Consider the following 17517-nt stretch of genomic DNA (forward strand, 5'->3'; position numbering starts at 1 on the left):
CGATGGCGGCGGACGCGAACCCGTACGGCAAGATCTTCGTCGGCTGGTTGATGGGGCAGATGGCGCTGGCAGCGGGGTCGGTCGCGTCGCGGCGGTCGGGCGCGCGCTGCCCGGTGGTGGCGGCGGACGGGTTCAGCTTCACCACGCCGGTGTCGATCGGCGACGAAGTGTCGTTCCATGCCGAGATTATGGCCACGGGGCGCAGCTCGATGACCGTCGCGGTGCAGGTGTGGCGGCGCGATCGGCACGGCGAGAATGGGTCGCAGGCTGCCGCCGGAACGTTCACGCTGGTGGCGATGGGCGAGGACGATCGCCCGCGCGCGGTGACCGGCTGATGTTCCGCATTGCCATGGTCATCGCCATCCCGCTGTTGCTCGGGCTGGTTGGCGGACCGCTGCTGCTGCTGTGGCAATCGACGGATGCCGATGCTGGCCGCTACGCCATCGCCGCGTCGATGGGCGCGGCGCTCGGCCTTATCGTGCTGGTCGCCAATCTGCTCGGCGCGCTGATCGTCAACAAGATTGGCTTGCGATCATGGGTGGTGAACAGCGCGCTATTTGCCGGCATCGCGCTCGCCTGTTTCGGCTTTTTAATCGACTGGCTCAACACCATGTTACGGGTCGTGGGCGGCATGACCGTACTCGGTGAGCGCCTGCTGCCGTGGCTATTCTTCCTTCTCAATCTCTTCCTCTGCTGCGTGGTGCATCGCGGCAGCTTCCTCCCCAAGAAAGTCAGGACTGTCTCGTGAGCGATTCCTATGATCTCATCGTGCTCGGCTCAGGCCCCGGCGGTTATGTCGCGGCGATCCGCGCCAGCCAGCTCGGGCTGAACGTGGCGATCGTCGAGCGCGAACTGCTCGGCGGCATCTGCCTCAATTGGGGCTGCATCCCGACCAAGGCGCTGCTGCGCTCGGCCGAGATCCTGCATTACATGCAGCATGCCAAGGATTACGGGCTGGCGGCGGACAATATCACTGCCGACCTGGATGCGGTGGTGAAGCGCTCGCGCGGCGTGGCCAAACAGCTCAACCAGGGCGTCACGCACCTGATGAAGAAGAACAAGGTCGCCGTGCATATGGGCAGCGGCAAGCTGACCGCGCCGGGCCAGCTGACCGTCACCGCCGCGGACGGCAAGACGACCGAGCTGACCGCCAAGAACATCATCGTCGCCACCGGCGCACGGGCGCGCGATCTGCCGAGTCTGCCGGCCGACGGCAAGCGCGTGTGGACCTATCGCCATGCGATGACGCCGGCGGAGTTGCCGAGCAAGCTGCTGGTCATCGGATCGGGCGCGATCGGCATCGAGTTTGCGAGCTTCTACAACGATATGGGCGTCGAGGTGACGGTGGTCGAGATGCTCGATCGGATCGTGCCGGTGGAAGATGCCGACGTGTCGGCCTTCCTCCAAAAGGCGCTGACGAAGCAGGGCATGAACATCATGACCTCCGCCAAGATCGACAAGATCGCAGCCAGTGACGCGGGCGTGACGGCGACGATCACCGGCAAGGACGGCAAGGCGACGACGACCGAGTTCAGCCATGTCATCGTCGCGATCGGCATCGTGCCGAACACGGCGGATATCGGGCTCAAGGAGCTTGGCGTCGAGGTCAACGAGCGCGGCTTCCTTAAGACCGGGCCGGACTGCAAGACCAATGTCGCGGGGCTCTACGCGATCGGCGACATCACCGCGCCGCCCTGGTTGGCGCACAAAGCCAGCCACGAAGGGGTGATTGCCGCCGAGAGCATTGCGGGCAAGCATCCGCACGCGATGGACCCGCGCAACATTCCGGGCTGCACCTATTGCCACCCGCAGGTCGCCAGCGTCGGGCTGACCGAGGCGAAGGCCAGGGAAGCGGGCTATGAGCTAAAGGTCGGCACGTTCCCGTTCATCGGCAACGGCAAGGCGATCGCGCTGGGCGAAGCGGAAGGCTTCGTGAAGACGGTGTTCGACGCCAAGACCGGCGAACTGCTCGGCGCGCATATGGTTGGCGCCGAAGTGACCGAATTGATCCAGGGCTATACCGTGGGCAAGACGCTCGAGACGACCGAGGCCGAACTGATGGAGACGGTGTTCCCGCATCCGACACTGTCGGAAATGATGCACGAGAGCGTGCTCGCGGCATACGGGCGCGCGCTGCATATTTGATCGATACGGACCTGCATGGTATTACGTAATACCATGCAGACTAGTCGGATCACCTCGAAACATCAGGCGACCGTGCCGGCCGACGTGCGCGCGGCCCTGGGCGTAGGGGCAGGCGACACGCTGGCGTGGGAGGTGCGGTCGGGCGCGGTCAGCGTGCGCAAGGCACGGACGCTGGACGTTGCGTTTGCCGCTGCCACGGCGGCGACGTTGGACGAGTGGGATAGCGCCGAAGACGACGAGGCCTGGCGTGACCTTTGACGCCGGCGACGTCGTGGTCGTGCCGTTCCCATTCACCGACAGCAAGGCAACCAAGCGGCGTCCCGCTCTGGTGCTATCCAATGCCGAGCTGTTTGGCGGATCGACGGGGCATAGCGTCTTGGCGATGATCACCAGCGCCAAACGCAGCACTTGGCCGCTTGATATCGAGGTCCTCGACCGCACCGCGGCGGGATTGCCGGTGCCGTGCGTCGTACGAATGAAGCTGTTCACGCTGGATAATCGCTTTATCGAACGTCGTGCAGGGCAGCTCGATCGGCATGACCGAGCGCGGGTCGCCGAGTCACTGGCCAAGCTGCTGACACTCTGACTACTTTCGTGGACTATTGGGGGATACCATGCTGAAATATCTGGGCGTCGCATTGTTGGCGCTGGTCGCCACGCCGGCATCCGCCGAAACCGTCATCGTCACCGCCGATCGCATGGTCGACGTGCTCGCCGGCAAGGTGATCGAGCATCCCGCCGTGACGATCGTCGATGGGCGTATCACCGGCATCGCCGATGCGCGGACGATCAAGTTCGGCGGGGACGTCAGGCATATCGATCTCGGCGGCAAGACCATCCTGCCGGGGCTGATCGACATGCATGTCCATCTCACCTCGCTGGCCGAGATCGGCGGCTATCGCGGGCTGCAATATACCGACAGTTTCTGGAGCGCGGTCGGCGTGGCCAATGCGAAGAAGACGTTGGAGGCGGGGTTCACGTCGGTGCGCAATGTCGGCGCGGCGGATTTCCAGGATGTCGGTCTGCGCGAGGCGATCGATGGCGGCTGGGCGGTCGGCCCGCGTATCACCACCGCGGGCTGGGCGATCGGCGCGACTGGCGGGCATTGCGACGATAACAGCCTGCCGCCGAGCCTCGATCGCAAGAGCCCGGGCGTGGTCAATTCGCCCGACGAGGCGCGCGCGAAAGTGCGGTGGCTGCATAAATATGGCGCGCAGGTGATCAAGATCTGCGCCACCGGCGGGGTGTTCTCGCTCGGCGACAGCGTTGGTGGGCAGCAGCTCAGCCTCGAGGAAATGAAGGCGATCGTCGATGAGGCGCACATGCTGCACATCAAGGTCGCGGCGCATGCGCATGGCGACGAGGGCATCCGTACCGCGATCCTCGCCGGGATCGACACGATCGAACATTGCAGCCTGGCCTCGGACGAGACGCTGAAGCTCGCCGCGCAGAAGCGCACCTGGTTCGACATGGACATCTATAACGACGATTATATCCTGGCGACGGGCACGGCCAACGGCACCGAGCAGGAGAGCCTCGACAAGGAAAAGATCATCGGCCTGAAGCAGCGCCAGACCTTCCAGCGCGCCGTCAAGGCGGGCGTGCGAATGATTTTCGGCACCGATGCCGGCGTCTATCCGCACGGCGACAATGGCCGGCAGTTCGCCAAGATGGTCGAATGGGGCATGACGCCGATGGGCGCGATCCGCGCGGCGACCTCGGATGCGGCCGAAGCATTGGGGCGGACCGATGATGTCGGGGCGATCGCGGTCGGGCGCTATGGCGATATCGTTGCGGTGGACGGCGATCCTCTGGCCGACGTGCGGCTGTTGGAAAAAGTCAGCGCGGTGATCAAAGGCGGGGTGCGGGTAAAATAGGCTGGCTGCCTATCGCGCTGATCGGCGGCGCGGCCCGCGTTGCAGTTCTGCGACCGTTCTATGTAAGAATAATGCCGTGCAGCCTGCGTTAACCATGGCTAAGACGTTCCCCTGTTCGAGTTCGGGGGTATAATCATGCGGCATGTGGGTTTCTGTCTGGCGGCGATGTCGGCGCTGGTGCTGACCGGCGCCGCCGAGCCACAGCCGCAGCCGCGTGATTTCGGGCCCAACCTCGAGCGGTTCGATTATCCGTGGCCGGTGCAGACGATGACCGTCGATATCGTTGGCGCGCCGGCGCGCATGGCGTTCATGGATATCGCCGCGGATCGGCCCAACGGGCGCACCGTGGTGCTGCTGCACGGCAAGAATTTCTGTGGCGCGACCTGGGAGGGGAGCGCGCGCGCGCTGGCCGCGTCCGGGTTCCGCGTGATCATCCCCGACCAGATCGGTTTCTGCAAATCGTCCAAGCCCAGGGCCATGCAATATAGCCTGGAGATGATGGCGGCGCTGACCAACAAGCTGCTCGTCACGCGGGGCGTGCAACGCGCCTCGATCGTGGGCCATTCGATGGGCGGCATGCTGGCGATGCGCTATGCCATCATGTTCCCCGCCGCGGTGGACCGGCTGGTGCTGGTCAATCCCATCGGCCTGAAAGATCGTAGCGAGGAAGGCGTCGGCTATACCGATGTCGATACGCTGTGGGCCATCGAGAAGCGCACCAGCTTCGCGTCGATCAAGGCGTATCAGCAGGCCAATTATTACCACGATACCTGGAAGCCTAACTATGATCGCTGGGTGTGGATGCTCGCCGGCATGTATGGCGGCAGCGGTCGGGATGCGGTTGCGCTGGCGCAGGCCAAGACCAGCGAGATGATCCGCACCCAGCCGGTGGCGCATGAACTCGAACGCATTACCCCGCCGACGACGATGATCATCGGTACGCTCGACCGCACCGCCTTTGGTCGCATGCAAGCGCCGCCGTCGCTGCAGCGATTCCTCACCGCAATCCCGGCCAATGCCCCTGGCGCGGTGCGGCGGATGAAAAATGCCGTGTTGGTCAAGCTCGACGGTCTCGGCCATGCGCCGCAGATCGAGGCGCCGGCGCGTTTTCAATCGGCCTTGATGACCGCGCTCAGCACGACGCGGCGCTAGCGATGGTCGGCGCGGTTGCGCCGATCCGCTGGTTGTGTGAGGTTTGGGCGGTAGTCGGGCAATAACCGGCGGTCAGATAGGAGCAGGATGATGGGCGACGCACGCAACACGGCCGACAAGGTCAAGGACTCGATCAACGAGACGATCGTCGAGCCTGCAAAGAAAGCCGGCGAAGCGATGCGCCAGTCGGGCGCCAAGGTCGCCGAGGGCGGATCCACGGTCAGCATGAAGCTGCTCGACCAGGCCGAACAGAATGCGCGCGAGGCGTTCGCCGCATTGCGCGCGGCGGCCGGTGCGAAGGATCTGAGCGAAGTATTGTCGGTGCAGGGCGCGTATCTGCGCGAGCAGAGCAACCGCAGCATGGCGCAGGCCAAGGAGATTGGCGAGTTGATCGTCAAGATCGGGCAGGAATCGGTCGCGCCGCTGACGGGGAAGTGATCTAATTCCTCCCCGGAACGGGGAGGAATTAGGGGTCAAGGGTCAAGCATGGCCCGCGGACGGATAGACCATCGCCTTTAGCCCGGTGCGTTCGAACGGGTGCCAGTCACCGTCCGCCTGCGCCAGACGATCGGCGATCGCGTAAAGCACCGCCGGGTTCACGCCGAGCCCGCAATGGCTGCCATGGACCTCGATATTGTCAGTCTCGGGCGCGGCCGGCTCGAGGCAGTTCTGCCAGGCGACGACACCGTCGGCGCGGCTGAAGATCGAGGTCGAGGGCACCGGCGGCGGCGCCGCGCTTTCGCGCAATTGCGACTGGACGCCTTCGCTGTCGATCCGCTCGCCGGTCAGCGCCTGATAGGCGCGCCACACGTTGGTCGCGCGCGGCGAGCCGGCAAAGGGCGAGCCGAGCGTGATCACCTGCCGCACCAGGTTGGGCGCGCGGCGCGAGAGCTGGCGCGCCATCATGCCGCCCAGGCTCCAGCCGACGATGCTCACGCGCTTGCCGGTCTGTTCGTGCACGGCGTGCAGCCGCGCGACAAGCTTCTCGCCTTCGTCGCCGATCGCCTTGGGGCCGAGATTGCGCCCGAGTTCCCAGGCATGCGCCTCATAGCCGAGCTTGGTCAGATAGTGCCGCAGCGTGATCATCGCCGTGTCGGTGGTGCCGAAGCCGGGCAGTACGAGCACCGGATGGCCATCCCCGCGCGGTGCCTTGGCAAGCATCGGCGCGACCAGGCCAAAGGCGGACAGTTCGGCCAGGGCGCGGGGCAATTCGGTCAGCGCGAGGAAGACCGAGGGGGCTTTGGCGGGCGCGGGGGCATCCACTTGTGACGGCGGTGTTTTTTGCTGTTTCATCGTGCCGTCTGAATGCGCGGCGGCGGGCGATGGTTCATTCCACGGGGCGCGGTTGCGCGGTGACCTGCGCGACGTTGTGCGCCAGGATCGCGACGTCGTGGGTCTTGCCGGTGCGATCGCGCACCTGATCCTTGAGCAGCCCTTCGGCGCGGAAGCCGAGGCTTTCGAACAGCATCACCGAGCCGATCTGATCGGGCGTCATCTGCGCGGTGAGCCTTTCCACCCCGCGGTCGCGCGCCACGGAAAAGATCGCCTCGAGTAGATCGCGCCCGAGACCAGCGCCGCGTTTGTCGGGCGAGACGAGCAGGCGGATCTCGCCGACATGCGCGCTCCAGCCGAGCGGATCGCGCACCAGGGCGGCCGAGCCGAGCACGGTATCGCCATCCTCGGCGATCAGGCTGTCGATCCAGCCTTCCTCGATCGCCGCCTGCCAGGCGTCGACCACGCGGGGATGCCGGAGATCACGGCCGAGGAACAGCAGATCGTGTTCGGGCAGGGTGCCGGCGAAGGCGAGCATCTTGTCGCGATCGGCGAGCGCGAAGCGGCGAATGCGGTAACTCATATCGATCGGTCCTCGAGCTGGATCGCGTTGCCGCTGCGGGGAAGCTGGCATGCTCGTGGGGTGTTGTCACCTGTTGCTTGGTGCGCCGGTCAGGGCGTCGGCGTAGAAACCGGCACCGGCCCCGCCGGCGTGGGTTCGAGCAACGCATCGCCGCCAAGCACGCGGTACAGCGTCGCGAGGTTGGTCGTCGCCGTCAGCTGTGTCGCGACGAGCGAGCGGCGCGCGGAATAAAGCGAGCGTTGCGCGTCGAGGCTTTGCAGGAACGTATCGATCCCGCCGCGATAGCGCGCGTCGGACAGGCGGTAATTGTCGGTCGCGGCCGCGGCCAGCGCCTGGGCGGCGCGGTTCTGGTCGGCGATCGTGCCACGCCTGGCGAGCGCGTCGGACACTTCCTGGAAGGCGGTCTGGATCGCCTTTTCGTAGGTGGCGAGCGCGGCGTCGCGTTGCGCCTCGGTGTACCGGACATTGGCGCGGCCGGCGCCAGCGTTGAAGATCGGATAGCTGATCGACGGGCCGGCCGAATAATTGAACGCGCCGCCGGAGAACAGGCCGCCCAGCGCGTTGCTCGCCAGGCCGAGCACGGCAGTGAGCGAGATGCGCGGAAACAGCGCAGCGCGCGCCGCGCCGATCTCGGCATTGGTGGCGCGCAATTCATATTCGGCCTGGAGCACGTCGGGGCGGCGCAGCAGGATGCCGGAGTCCAGCCCGGCGGGAAGCTCGGCGAGCGTCTTGCCGGCTTCCTCGATCGTCTGCGGCAGCAACGTGGCGTCGACCGGCGCGCCAACGAGCAATTGCAGCGCATTGACGTCCTGCGCGAGCGCGGTGCGCTGCTCGGCGAGGTCCGATTGCGCCTGGGCGAGCACCAGCCGTGCCTGCGCCACATCGGTGCGCGGGGCGACGCCACCGGCGCGCCGCAAATCCGTCAGTTTGACGCTGCGGTCGGCACTGACCGCCGTGTCCTGCGCGATCTTGAGCAGGCTCTGATCGGCGGCGTAGTTGAGCCAGGCGGTGGCGATGTCGCCGACCAAGGTCAGGCGCGTGGCGCGGGCTGCCGCTTCGGTCGCAAAATACCGATTCTGTGCGGCCGTGCTGAGCGAGCGGACGCGGCCGAACAGGTCGATCTCGAATGCGGTAAAGCCGAGATCGGTGCTGAAGCTGTTGCGCGCGCCGCCGGCATTGGACTGGCCGCTGCTATTGGTGCTGCCAGTGCCCGAATCCGACCGCGTGGCGCTGCCGGAGGCGTCGATCTGCGGGAACAGGTCGGCGCGCTGGATGCGATATTGCGCGCGCGCCGCTGCGATATTGGCGGCGGCGACGCGCAGGTCGCGATTGTTGATCAGCGCCTGTTCGATGATCCGCTGCAGCCGCGCATCGCGGAAAATGTCGGTGTAGGACACGCTGGGCAGCGCCGCCTCGCTCTGGCGGAGATAGGCGTCGCCGACCGGCCAGGAGGCGGGGACAGGAAGCGCCGGCTCGACATATTTGGGCGCGAGACTGCACGCGCTCAGCGCCACGCTGGCGAGCAGGGGGAGGGCGATCTTGGTCATGCTGCACCCACCGGTTTCGGTTCGTCGGTCTTTGGCGCCCCGGGCGTGCCGTCGTCCGGATGCTCGTGATGCAGCTTCTTGAGCACGTCGCGCGTGCCGCGCCGCACCAGCACGAAGAACAACGGGATGTAGAACACCGCCAGCACCGTGGCGGTGAGCATCCCGCCGATCACCGCCGTGCCGATCGCCACGCGGCTATTGGCGCCGGCGCCGGTCGAGAGCGCCAAGGGCAGCACGCCGAAGATAAAGGCCAGGCTGGTCATCAGGATCGGGCGCAGGCGCAGGCGCGCTGCCTCCAATGCCGCATCGATGATCCGCGCGCCCTTTTTCTCCGCCTGTTCGGCGAATTCGACGATCAGAATCGCATTCTTCGCCGCCAGCCCCATCGTCGTGAGCAGGCCGATCTGCAGATAGACGTCGTTCTCCAGGCCACGCAGCGTCACCGCGAACACCGCGCCGACCAGACCCAAGGGAATGACCAGCAGCACGGCGACCGGAATCGACCAGCTTTCGTAAAGCGCCGCCAGGCACAGGAACACGACGAGGATCGAGATTGCGTAGAGGAACGGCGCCTGTCCCGACGACAGCCGCTCTTGGAACGACAGGCCGGCCCAGGCGATCGTCGTGCCGGGGATCTCGGCGGCCAGCGCGCTCATCTTTTCCATCGCATCGCCGGAGCTTTGCCCTTCAGCCGGTTGGCCCGAAATTTCGTACGATTGCACGCCCTGGAAGCGCGCCAGGCTGGGCGGTGCGGTCGACCAGGAGATGGTCGAGAAGGACGAGAATGGCGCCATCTGGCCGTCGGCGGCACGGACATACCATTGCGCGAGATCGTCGGGCGAGGCGCGGAACGGCGCATCGCCCTGTACATATACGCGCTTCACCCGCCCACGATCGTTGAAATCGTTGACGTAACGGCCACCCCAGGCGGTCGACAGCGTGGCGTTGACGTCAGCCTGATTGAGCCCGAGCGCGGAAAGCTTGGCCTGATCGATATCGATCTTGAGCGTCGGCTGATCCTCCAGATCGGTCAGGCGGATCGCCTGCAAGGTGGGATCGGCGCGCGCCTCCGCCACCAACTTGTCACGCGCGGCCTTGAACTGCTCGCGCGAAAGGCCCCCGGAATTGAGCAACTCCATGGTGAACCCAGCCGATTGGCCCAGTCCGCGCACTGCGGGCGGCACGGTCGCGTAGATTTCGGCATCGCGCAGCCCGCTCAGCGCCTTGGAGGCACGGCGGGTGATCGCATCGGCGACATTTTCCTTGCCCTTACGCTCCGACCAATCGGTCAGCGCGAGGAAGCCGCGGCCGGTATTCTGCCCCGATGCGCCGCCACCGCCGCCGCCGGCATTGGTGAACAGCACACTGACATTGGCTTTCTCATTCTGCAGGAAATAGCGCTCGATTTCCTTCTGCACGGCCACGGTGCGCGCCTGCGTGGCGCCGGGCGGCAGGTTGAACTGGATCTGCGCGCCGCCTTGATCCTCGGACGGCAGGAAGCCGGTCGGAAGGCGCACGAACAGCACCACCAGCAAGGCCACGACGCCGGCATAGATCAGCAGGAACAGCCATTTGCGGTTCACCACCGTGCCGACCGTGCCGACATAGCGTTCGGTGGTGCGCTCGAAGCCGTTGTTGAACCAGTCCTTGGCGCCTTGCGACTTGCGCGAGAACCAGGTGTCACGATGCTTTTCGTCGCTGCGGCGCTTGAGCATGGTCGCGGTCAGTGCCGGGGTCAGCACCAGCGCCACCACGACCGACAGGATCATCGCCGAGACGATGGTAACGGAGAACTGGCGGTAGATCACACCGGTCGAGCCGCCGAAGAACGCCATCGGCAGGAACACGGCGGACAGGACGAGCGCGATGGCGATCAGCGCCACGGTGATCTCGTTCATTGATTGGATCGTCGCGTCGCGCGGGCTCATGTCCGGATTTTCATCCATCAAGCGCTCGACATTCTCGACCACCACGATGGCGTCGTCGACCAGCAGGCCGATCGCCAAGACGAGGCCGAACAAGGTCAGCGTATTGATCGAGAAACCGGCCAGCTGGAACACGGCAACCGTGCCGAGCAGCACGACCGGCACGGCGATCGTCGGGATCAACGTCGCGCGCCAGCTCTGCAGGAAGACGAACATCACGATCACGACGAGTATCACGGCTTCGATCAGCGTCTTGATGACTTCCTCGACCGACAATTTGATGAATTCGGTCGAATCGCGCGGGAAAGCGTATTTGAAGCCGGTGGGGAAGGATTTGGAAGCCGTTTCGATCTCCGCCTTGACCAGTTCCGAGGTCTTGAGCGCGTCGGCGCCCGGCGCCAGCGAGATGGCGATACCGGCGCCGGGATGACCGTTGATCCGCGTTACAGCGCCATAGCTTTCCGCGCCCAGCTCGACGCGGGCGACATCGGACAATCGCACGACCGAGCCATCACGCGCCGTCTTGACGACGATATTGGCGAATTGCTCAGGCGTCTGCAGCCGCGATTGCGCCGTCACGGTGGCGTTCAGCATTTGCGAATCGGGCATTGGCTGGCCACCGATCTCGCCTGCCGCGATCTCGGTATTCTGCGCGGTGACGGCCGTGATCACGTCCGACGGCATCAGCGAGAAGCTGGCCAATTGGTCGGCGCGCAGCCAGATGCGCATGGCATATTGCGATCCGAACACGTTGGTGTCGCCCACGCCCTCGATACGCCCCAGGCGATCCTGATAATTGGCGATCAGATAATCGGACACGTCCTGGTTGGTGAGCTTGTCGGACTCGTCATAGATCGCCACCAGCAGCAGGAAATCGGGATTCGATTTGGTCACCGTCAGGCCCTGTTGCTGGACCTGCGCGGGCAAGCGGCTCAGCGCCTGCTGCACTTTGTTCTGCACCTGGACCTGGGCGATATCCGGATCGACGCCTTTCTCGAACGTCGCGGTGATCGTCACGGAACCGCGCGAGGAGCTGCTCGAGCTGAAATAGAGCAGTCCGTCGATCCCGGTCAGCTGTTGCTCCAGGACCTGCGTGACGCTGTTCTCCAGCGTTTCGGCCGAGGCGCCGGGATAGCTGGCGCGGATGTTCACGTTGGGCGGCGCGACATCGGGAAACTGCTCGGTCGGCAGCGTGTAGACCGCGCCAAGGCCGGCCAGCATGATGATGATGGCAACGACCCAGGCGAAGATCGGCCGGTCGATAAAGATGCGTGAGATCATGGCTGGATCAGCCCTTGGTCGGCGCGGATTTTTCGCCCTTGGCCGGCGCGGTGTTGAATTTCTGGGCCGAGCCGGCAACCACTGGCTTGACCGCCTCCCCGGCCTTGGCGCGCGCGGTGCCCTCGGTAATCACCTTGTCGCCCGCCTTCAGGCCGCCGGTGATGACCCAACTGGCACCGACCACGCGCGTCGCCGTCACCGGCCGCTCGATCGCCTTATTGCCGGGGCCCACGATCAGTACGGTGGTCGCGCCCTTGGGATCGCGCTTAACCGCCGCCTGCGGCACCAGGAACGCGCTGGTATCGACCGATTGCGCGAAGGTCGCGCGAACGAACATGCCAGGCAGCAACAGGCCCTGCGGATTGGGGAAGCGCGCGCGCAACGTGACCGTGCCGGTGCTTTCGTTGACCATCACTTCGGCGAACTGCACGGTACCGGTCTGGCCGTAATCGCTGCCATCCTCCAGCTTCAGGCGCACCGCCGCGCTCGACGGCGCGACGCCACCCGCGGCCAGCGCCCGGCGTAGCTTGAGCAGATCGGCGCTCGATTGCTGGATATCGACGAACATCGGGTCGAGCCGCGAGATGGTGGTCAGCGGATCGGTCTGGCTGGCCGTGACCAAGGCGCCTTCGGTGAATAGCGACCGACCGATGCGACCGGTGATCGGCGCCGGCACCTTGGTGAAGCGCAGGTTGATGCGCGCGGTTTCGAGTTGCGCGCGGCTCTGCGCGACCGATGCCGCGGCCTGACGCGCCTGCGCGGCGGCGTCGGTATAATCCTGTTTGGCGACCGCCTCCATTTCAGCCAGCGGGCGATAGCGATCGGCCTTGACCCGCGTCGCTTCGGCATTGGCGGCAGCGCTGTTGAGCGCTGCCCGCGCCTCATTGGCCGAGGCTTGGTAGAGCGAGGGATCGATCTCGTAGAGCGTCTGGCCCTTCTGCACGATCGAGCCTTCGGTGAACAAACGGCGGCGGATCAGGCCGGATACTTGCGGGCGGACTTCGGAACTCTGGAAAGCGGCAGTGCGCCCGCCCAGTTCAGTGACGAGCGGCACGGCGGTCGGCTGGACCACGACATAGCCGACTTCCGGCGTGCCGGTTTGGCCACGACCGCCTTTTTCAGCCGCCTTGTCGCTCCCCCCGCACGCGGCAAGGGCCAGACACAGCGCGGGGAGCGCAAACCGTACAGGCGCAGCTTGGCGCAAAAGCATTCTAATTCCACCGCTTTGTAATTGGCTGGCATCGCGATGACAGGCCGGTTCCCCGACGTCAAACCCCCGTCCGCCCTTAGCGTTCCGACAGGGCCATCAATCATACGCCTTCGCGAAACACACCGTTTACGAACGGCGCAGCTTTACGATTGCGGCGTCGAGCGCGGACAGGAAACGCGAGCGATCGGTCTTGCCGAACGGCGCCGGGCCGCCGATCGCATCCCCGCCAGCGCGCAGATCGGCCATGATCGCGCGCGTGGCGATGGCGCCGCCGATCGAGGCGTTGGTAAAGGGGCGGCCGGTCGGGCCCAGCACGGTCGCGCCGGCCTTGAGGCAACGATCGGCGAGCAGGATATCCGCGGTGACGACGATCGATTTAGCCGTGGATTGCTCGGCGATCCAGTCATCGGCCGCATCGAAGCCGTCGCTGACGACCACCCGGTCGATCAACGGATGCGCGGGGATGCGGAAATGGCTGTTGGCGACGATCGTCACCGGGATCTCGGTGCGATAGGCGACGCGGTAGATCTCGTCTTTCACGGGGCAGGCGTCGCCATCGACGAGGATGCGCAGGGGATTGGTCACGGCGTCCATTCAGTACCCGTTCCCCCGCGAAAGCGGGCGCCCAGGGCCACGAGCGACATCGTCCGTGGCCCTGGGCTCCTGCTTTCGCAGGAGAACAGAGAGGAAGGCAAGATGTTACCGCTGCCGGTCGTTGGTCCGGCGATACGGCGCCTTCGGGGCATGCCGCGTCGGCGCCGGGCCGCTCGGGCGGGCGCTAGGCGTCAGACGCGGGCGGTGCGCCGCCGCATGCGGCTCGCCATCGACCTGCTCGATACGGATCGCATTTTCGTCCTGGCCTTCGAAATTGGCCGTGCGGGCAACCGAAGCGACGAACTTGCCGACGATCGCACGCGGCACCTGGAACATCGTTTCGCTCGCCGCGATGCGGATCGCGCCGATCTCATTCTTGGTGATGTGCCCGCGGCGGCAAATCAGCGGCAGCAGCCAGCGCGGATCGGCGTTCTGGCGGCGGCCGATATCCATGCGGAACCACACGACATCCTCGAAGCCTTCGCGGTGCCCGTCGTTGCGCGGCGCCGAACCAGGGGCTTCCTTGCCCGAGCCGATTAGCTCTTCGGCGACCGGCATGCGGGCGCGATGCGCGCGCACCAGCAAGGCCGCGATATCCTCGGGGCTCTTGGTCTCGAGCAGCTTGGCGCCGAGCACGCGATCGCCCTCGTCGATCTCGACCTCTTCCATCAGCACGGTCAGCAGGCGCTCGCGATCCTTCTCGCGAATATCCTCTAGCGTCGGCGGGTTGATCCAGTCGGCGTTGATGCGCGCGCCTTTCAGCATCGATTCGACGCGGCGGCGGCGCGGATACGGCACGATCAGGATCGCCGTGCCCTTGCGGCCGGCGCGGCCGGTGCGGCCCGAGCGATGCTGCAGCGTCTCGGCATCGCGCGGCAGTTCGACGTGTACGACGAGGCTAAGCGTGGGCAGATCGATGCCGCGTGCAGCCACGTCGGTGGCCACGCAGATGCGCGCGCGCTGGTCGCGCAGTGCCTGCAGCGCGGCGTTGCGCTCGTTCTGGCTATGCTCACCCGAGAGCGCGACGGCGCTGAAGCCGCGCTCGATCAGCCCGGCATGGAGATGGCGGACATTGTCGCGCGTGGCGCAGAACAGCATCGCCGTTTCGGCTTCGTGGAAGCGCAGCAGATTGACCACGACATTCTCGATATCGGCCGGCGCGCAGGTCACTGCCTGATACGAAATGTCGCCGTGGCCGCGATCTTCGCCGACAGTAGAGATGCGCACGGCATCGCGCTGGTAGCGCTTGGCGAGCGCGGCGATCGTCTTGGGGATCGTCGCCGAGAACATCATCGTGCGGCGCTCGGACGGGGTGCCATCAAGGATTTGCTCGAGATCTTCGCGGAAGCCCATGTCGAGCATCTCGTCGGCCTCATCGAGCACGGCGACGCGCAAGGCGGACAGGTCGAGCGCGCCGCGCTCGAGGTGATCGCGCAGGCGGCCCGGCGTACCGACGACGATATGCGCACCATGGGCGAGCGCGCGGCGCTCCTTCGAGGCATCCATGCCGCCGACACAGGTGACGATGCGCCCGCCGGTCTTGGCGTACAGCCACATCAGTTCGCGGCTGACCTGCAGCGCCAGTTCACGCGTCGGTGCGATGACTAGGGCCAGCGGGCCCTTTTGCGGCAGGCGACCATCTTCGTCGAGCAGCTGCGCCGCCATGGCGAGGCCGAAGGCGACGGTCTTGCCCGAGCCGGTCTGGGCGGAAACGAGCAGATCGCGGCCGATCGCTTCGGGTTCCAGGACGCCCGCCTGGACCGGGGTGGGGGCGGCATAGCCGCGTTCGGTGAGCGCTTCGGTGAGAAGCGGGGGAAGTGCTGAAAAAGGCATGTATCTCTCAAATATATCGGGTGCGCTGCCACCACGGCAGGTGCGCACCGGCGTTGTCGGGCTGTCAGATGGACTGGCCTGCGGCCCAACCGCTCGCCCATGCCCATTGAAAGTTGTAGCCGCCCAGCCACCCTGTGACATCGACCGCTTCGCCGATCGCATACATGTTTTGTACGCGTTTGGCTTGCATTGTTTGCGACGACAGCTCGGCCGTGCTGATTCCGCCCACCGTCACCTCGGCTTTGGCATAGCCTTCGGTGCCGTTGGGGGAGAAGCGCCAATCGGCCAGGCGGCGCTCTGCGTCGCTCAAGATGCCGTCTTTGATGTTGTGCAATTCGCCTGATAATTCAAGGCGTTCGGCAAGGGTTTCGGCCAGTCTGCCGGGGAGCGCGGCGGCCAGTGCGGCGCCGAACTGGCCGCGTGGCTTGGCGCGCTTGGCGGCGGTTAGCCAACCCGGTTGGTGGTCCGGCAAAAAATCGACGTTAACGCTCTCACTGGAGCGCCAATAGCTCGAAATCTGCAAAATGGCGGGGCCGGAAAGGCCGCGATGCGTGAACAACGCCGCTTCGCGGAATCCGGTCTTGCCGCATTTGGCGATCACTTCAGTGGCGACGCCGGAAAGCTCGCGGAACAGGATCTCGTCCCCGCCAAGCGTCAGCGGCACCAACGCAGGGCGGGGTTCGACCACCTTGAGGCCGAACTGGCGCGCGACATCATAGGCAAAGCCGGTCGCACCCATTTTGGGTATCGAGGGGCCACCGGTGGCGAGCACGAGCGAGGTAGCGGTCACTTGGCGGCCGCCGAGTGTCACGCGGAACAGCCCGTCGGCATGGTCGATCGTGGTGACGCTCTCGCCGAGCACATGCTCGACATTGCCCGCATCGCATTCGTCGAGCAGCATGGCGACGATCTGCTTGGCCGAGCCGTCGCAAAACAGCTGGCCGAGCGTCTTTTCGTGCCAGGCGATGCCATGTTTCTCGACCAGCGCCAGGAAATCCTGCGCGGTGTAGCGGCCGAGCGCCGACTTGGCGAAATGTGGGTTGGCGGAAATGTAGCGCTCGGGCGCGGTGTGCAGGTTGGTGAAGTTGCACCGCCCGCCACCGGAGATCAGGATCTTCTTGCCCGGCGTATCGGCGTGATCGACCAGCAGCACGCGGCGACCGCGCTGGCCCGCGGTGGCCGCGCACATCAGCCCCGCGGCGCCGGCGCCGAGGATGATCGCGTCATAGGGGAGGGGGTGGGGCAATTCTTATCCTATTATAGCCGCTTCCCCGGCGAAGGCCGGGGCCCAGTCGCGAAGGTTGAGGTAATGAAGCGCAGCATCAGCCAACCCTTGTATCGCGACAGTGCCCCGGCCTTCGCCGGGGAAGCGCTTAACTGGGTATCACCGCAACTTCGCGATGCTGAGGCTATCCGCCTTGGCCTTGTCCTTGACCGATTCCTCGGTCCGCGTCAGCGCCTTGGCGATCGCTTTCAGCCCCATGCCCTTCTTGGCCAGCGTATGCAGCTTCTGGATCTCGTCCTGCGTCCAGGGCTGGCGATGTCGTTCGAATTTCTCGGCCATATCAGTCTCCGCTTTGCTCGATGGCTAGGATCTCGATCGCATCCGCCACGCCGTTGAACTCGACCCGCTCGCCCACTTCCGCGCCGATCAGCGCCTGCGGCAACGGCGCCTGGTACCCAATCAGCCCCGCCGCCGGCTCGGCCTCGTCGCCACCGACAATGTGGATCACCCGTTCAGCCTTGTTCATCCGTACAGTGACGCGCGAACCGATGCCGACCACGCCGTCCTCCGGCACGGGCGCCAGTTCGGCGGTGGTCTGCCGCGTATGCCAATAGCGTAACGTGCGCTTCAGCTCGACCCGCGCGACATCGTCGGTCGCAGCGGCCACCGCCGCCTCGATCTCGATCACCTTGTCGCCGAGCAACCGCAAACCCCGCGCGGTCACCAGATTGGGCCCCGGCGCGATCGGCATCTCGAACTTGGGCTCGAGCACTTCTTCGTCACTGTCCCGGCGAAACGCGACGCTCATGATGTTTTCTTCATCGTGCCCATGTGATGCGCTCGGCCCCTTGGGGCAAGCGCTACCCTGTGCTA

At 65.6% G+C, this 17517-nt stretch carries 18 protein-coding genes; 8 read left to right on the plus strand and 10 right to left on the minus strand.

The features are described 5' to 3' along the window. The first annotated feature begins 2 nt into the window (after positions 1 to 2). The 8 genes from U1739_RS01045 (at position 3) to U1739_RS01080 (ending at position 5612) form a co-directional block, all read left to right on the plus strand. A complete protein-coding gene (locus U1739_RS01045) occupies positions 3 to 335 on the plus strand; it encodes an acyl-CoA thioesterase (protein ID WP_443025496.1) in 333 nt (110 codons plus the stop codon). After that, positions 335 to 748 (plus strand): hypothetical protein, encoded by a 414-nt coding sequence (locus U1739_RS01050; RefSeq protein WP_332703115.1) that lies wholly within the window; start codon positions 335 to 337, stop codon positions 746 to 748. Before U1739_RS01045 ends, U1739_RS01050 begins: the two co-directional genes overlap by 1 nt. Continuing rightward, positions 745 to 2145: a dihydrolipoyl dehydrogenase gene (gene lpdA, locus U1739_RS01055; RefSeq protein ID WP_332703117.1), complete on the plus strand. Its 1401-nt coding sequence runs from the start codon at positions 745 to 747 to the stop codon at positions 2143 to 2145. Before U1739_RS01050 ends, lpdA begins: the two co-directional genes overlap by 4 nt. Before the next feature lie 33 nt (positions 2146 to 2178). Next, a complete protein-coding gene (locus U1739_RS01060; protein ID WP_332703119.1) occupies positions 2179 to 2403 on the plus strand; it encodes an AbrB/MazE/SpoVT family DNA-binding domain-containing protein in 225 nt (74 codons plus the stop codon). Further along, positions 2393 to 2731, plus strand: coding sequence for a type II toxin-antitoxin system PemK/MazF family toxin (locus tag U1739_RS01065; RefSeq protein ID WP_332703120.1), 339 nt, complete (start codon positions 2393 to 2395; stop codon positions 2729 to 2731). Before U1739_RS01060 ends, U1739_RS01065 begins: the two co-directional genes overlap by 11 nt. 28 nt (positions 2732 to 2759) lie before the next feature. Then, complete coding sequence (locus tag U1739_RS01070; protein ID WP_332703122.1) at positions 2760 to 4022, plus strand: Xaa-Pro dipeptidase; 1263 nt, start codon at positions 2760 to 2762, stop codon at positions 4020 to 4022. A 135-nt stretch (positions 4023 to 4157) separates the two neighbouring features. Next, positions 4158 to 5174: an alpha/beta fold hydrolase gene (locus tag U1739_RS01075; protein WP_332703124.1), complete on the plus strand. Its 1017-nt coding sequence runs from the start codon at positions 4158 to 4160 to the stop codon at positions 5172 to 5174. A 90-nt stretch (positions 5175 to 5264) separates the two neighbouring features. Further along, positions 5265 to 5612, plus strand: a complete 348-nt coding sequence (locus U1739_RS01080) for a phasin family protein (RefSeq protein WP_332703126.1) — start codon at positions 5265 to 5267, stop codon at positions 5610 to 5612. Between the two features lie 42 nt (positions 5613 to 5654). Here the strand turns inward: U1739_RS01080 and U1739_RS01085 are convergent, their stop codons facing one another. The 10 genes from U1739_RS01085 to U1739_RS01130 form a co-directional block, all read right to left on the minus strand. Next, the gene (locus tag U1739_RS01085) at positions 5655 to 6467 is read right to left on the minus strand and encodes an esterase/lipase family protein (protein WP_332703128.1); all 813 of its coding nucleotides are present in this window, start codon (positions 6465 to 6467) and stop codon (positions 5655 to 5657) included. A gap of 34 nt (positions 6468 to 6501) precedes the next feature. Then, on the minus strand, positions 6502 to 7029 hold the full coding sequence (locus U1739_RS01090) for a GNAT family N-acetyltransferase (RefSeq protein WP_332703130.1): 528 nt from the start codon (positions 7027 to 7029) through the stop codon (positions 6502 to 6504). An 89-nt stretch (positions 7030 to 7118) separates the two neighbouring features. Further along, the gene (locus U1739_RS01095) at positions 7119 to 8576 is read right to left on the minus strand and encodes an efflux transporter outer membrane subunit (RefSeq protein ID WP_332703132.1); all 1458 of its coding nucleotides are present in this window, start codon (positions 8574 to 8576) and stop codon (positions 7119 to 7121) included. Further along, complete coding sequence (locus U1739_RS01100; protein ID WP_332703134.1) at positions 8573 to 11782, minus strand: efflux RND transporter permease subunit; 3210 nt, start codon at positions 11780 to 11782, stop codon at positions 8573 to 8575. The genes U1739_RS01095 and U1739_RS01100 overlap by 4 nt, the downstream gene beginning before the upstream one ends. Before the next feature lie 7 nt (positions 11783 to 11789). Further along, positions 11790 to 12992 carry an efflux RND transporter periplasmic adaptor subunit gene (locus U1739_RS01105; RefSeq protein ID WP_332703136.1) on the minus strand — a complete coding sequence of 401 codons (1203 nt, stop codon included), beginning with the start codon at positions 12990 to 12992 and terminating at the stop codon, positions 11790 to 11792. A gap of 126 nt (positions 12993 to 13118) precedes the next feature. After that, the gene (locus tag U1739_RS01110; protein ID WP_332703138.1) at positions 13119 to 13586 is read right to left on the minus strand and encodes a YaiI/YqxD family protein; all 468 of its coding nucleotides are present in this window, start codon (positions 13584 to 13586) and stop codon (positions 13119 to 13121) included. A gap of 105 nt (positions 13587 to 13691) precedes the next feature. Next, on the minus strand, positions 13692 to 15419 hold the full coding sequence (locus U1739_RS01115; RefSeq protein WP_332703140.1) for a DEAD/DEAH box helicase: 1728 nt from the start codon (positions 15417 to 15419) through the stop codon (positions 13692 to 13694). Between the two features lie 64 nt (positions 15420 to 15483). Continuing rightward, the gene (locus U1739_RS01120; protein WP_332703142.1) at positions 15484 to 16665 is read right to left on the minus strand and encodes a BaiN/RdsA family NAD(P)/FAD-dependent oxidoreductase; all 1182 of its coding nucleotides are present in this window, start codon (positions 16663 to 16665) and stop codon (positions 15484 to 15486) included. A 138-nt stretch (positions 16666 to 16803) separates the two neighbouring features. Then, on the minus strand, positions 16804 to 16983 hold the full coding sequence (locus U1739_RS01125) for a hypothetical protein (RefSeq protein WP_332703144.1): 180 nt from the start codon (positions 16981 to 16983) through the stop codon (positions 16804 to 16806). Position 16984: 1 nt separating this feature from the next. Beyond that, positions 16985 to 17452: a GreA/GreB family elongation factor gene (locus U1739_RS01130; RefSeq protein WP_332703146.1), complete on the minus strand. Its 468-nt coding sequence runs from the start codon at positions 17450 to 17452 to the stop codon at positions 16985 to 16987. Positions 17453 to 17517 lie beyond the last annotated feature (65 nt).

This window comes from Parasphingomonas puruogangriensis (assembly GCF_036663635.1).
In the GTDB taxonomy this organism is placed as follows: domain Bacteria; phylum Pseudomonadota; class Alphaproteobacteria; order Sphingomonadales; family Sphingomonadaceae; genus Sphingomonas.

Bases quoted from the DNA above. Each gene is read 5' to 3' on its own strand.
- U1739_RS01050 (WP_332703115.1), top strand. From the start codon at position 335: ATGTTCCGCATTGCCATGGTCATCGCCATCCCGCTGTTGCTCGGGCTG.
- U1739_RS01075 (WP_332703124.1), top strand. From the start codon at position 4,158: ATGCGGCATGTGGGTTTCTGTCTGGCGGCGATGTCGGCGCTGGTGCTG.
- U1739_RS01110 (WP_332703138.1), bottom strand. From the start codon at position 13,586: ATGGACGCCGTGACCAATCCCCTGCGCATCCTCGTCGATGGCGACGCC.
- U1739_RS01125 (WP_332703144.1), bottom strand. From the start codon at position 16,983: ATGGCCGAGAAATTCGAACGACATCGCCAGCCCTGGACGCAGGACGAG.
- U1739_RS01115 (WP_332703140.1), bottom strand. From the start codon at position 15,419: ATGCCTTTTTCAGCACTTCCCCCGCTTCTCACCGAAGCGCTCACCGAA.
- U1739_RS01060 (WP_332703119.1), top strand. From the start codon at position 2,179: ATGCAGACTAGTCGGATCACCTCGAAACATCAGGCGACCGTGCCGGCC.
- U1739_RS01095 (WP_332703132.1), bottom strand. From the start codon at position 8,576: ATGACCAAGATCGCCCTCCCCCTGCTCGCCAGCGTGGCGCTGAGCGCG.
- U1739_RS01085 (WP_332703128.1), bottom strand. From the start codon at position 6,467: ATGAAACAGCAAAAAACACCGCCGTCACAAGTGGATGCCCCCGCGCCC.
- U1739_RS01080 (WP_332703126.1), top strand. From the start codon at position 5,265: ATGGGCGACGCACGCAACACGGCCGACAAGGTCAAGGACTCGATCAAC.
- U1739_RS01070 (WP_332703122.1), top strand. From the start codon at position 2,760: ATGCTGAAATATCTGGGCGTCGCATTGTTGGCGCTGGTCGCCACGCCG.
- U1739_RS01090 (WP_332703130.1), bottom strand. From the start codon at position 7,029: ATGAGTTACCGCATTCGCCGCTTCGCGCTCGCCGATCGCGACAAGATG.
- U1739_RS01105 (WP_332703136.1), bottom strand. From the start codon at position 12,992: ATGCTTTTGCGCCAAGCTGCGCCTGTACGGTTTGCGCTCCCCGCGCTG.
- U1739_RS01130 (WP_332703146.1), bottom strand. From the start codon at position 17,452: ATGAGCGTCGCGTTTCGCCGGGACAGTGACGAAGAAGTGCTCGAGCCC.
- U1739_RS01100 (WP_332703134.1), bottom strand. From the start codon at position 11,782: ATGATCTCACGCATCTTTATCGACCGGCCGATCTTCGCCTGGGTCGTT.
- U1739_RS01045 (WP_443025496.1), top strand. From the start codon at position 3: ATGGCGGCGGACGCGAACCCGTACGGCAAGATCTTCGTCGGCTGGTTG.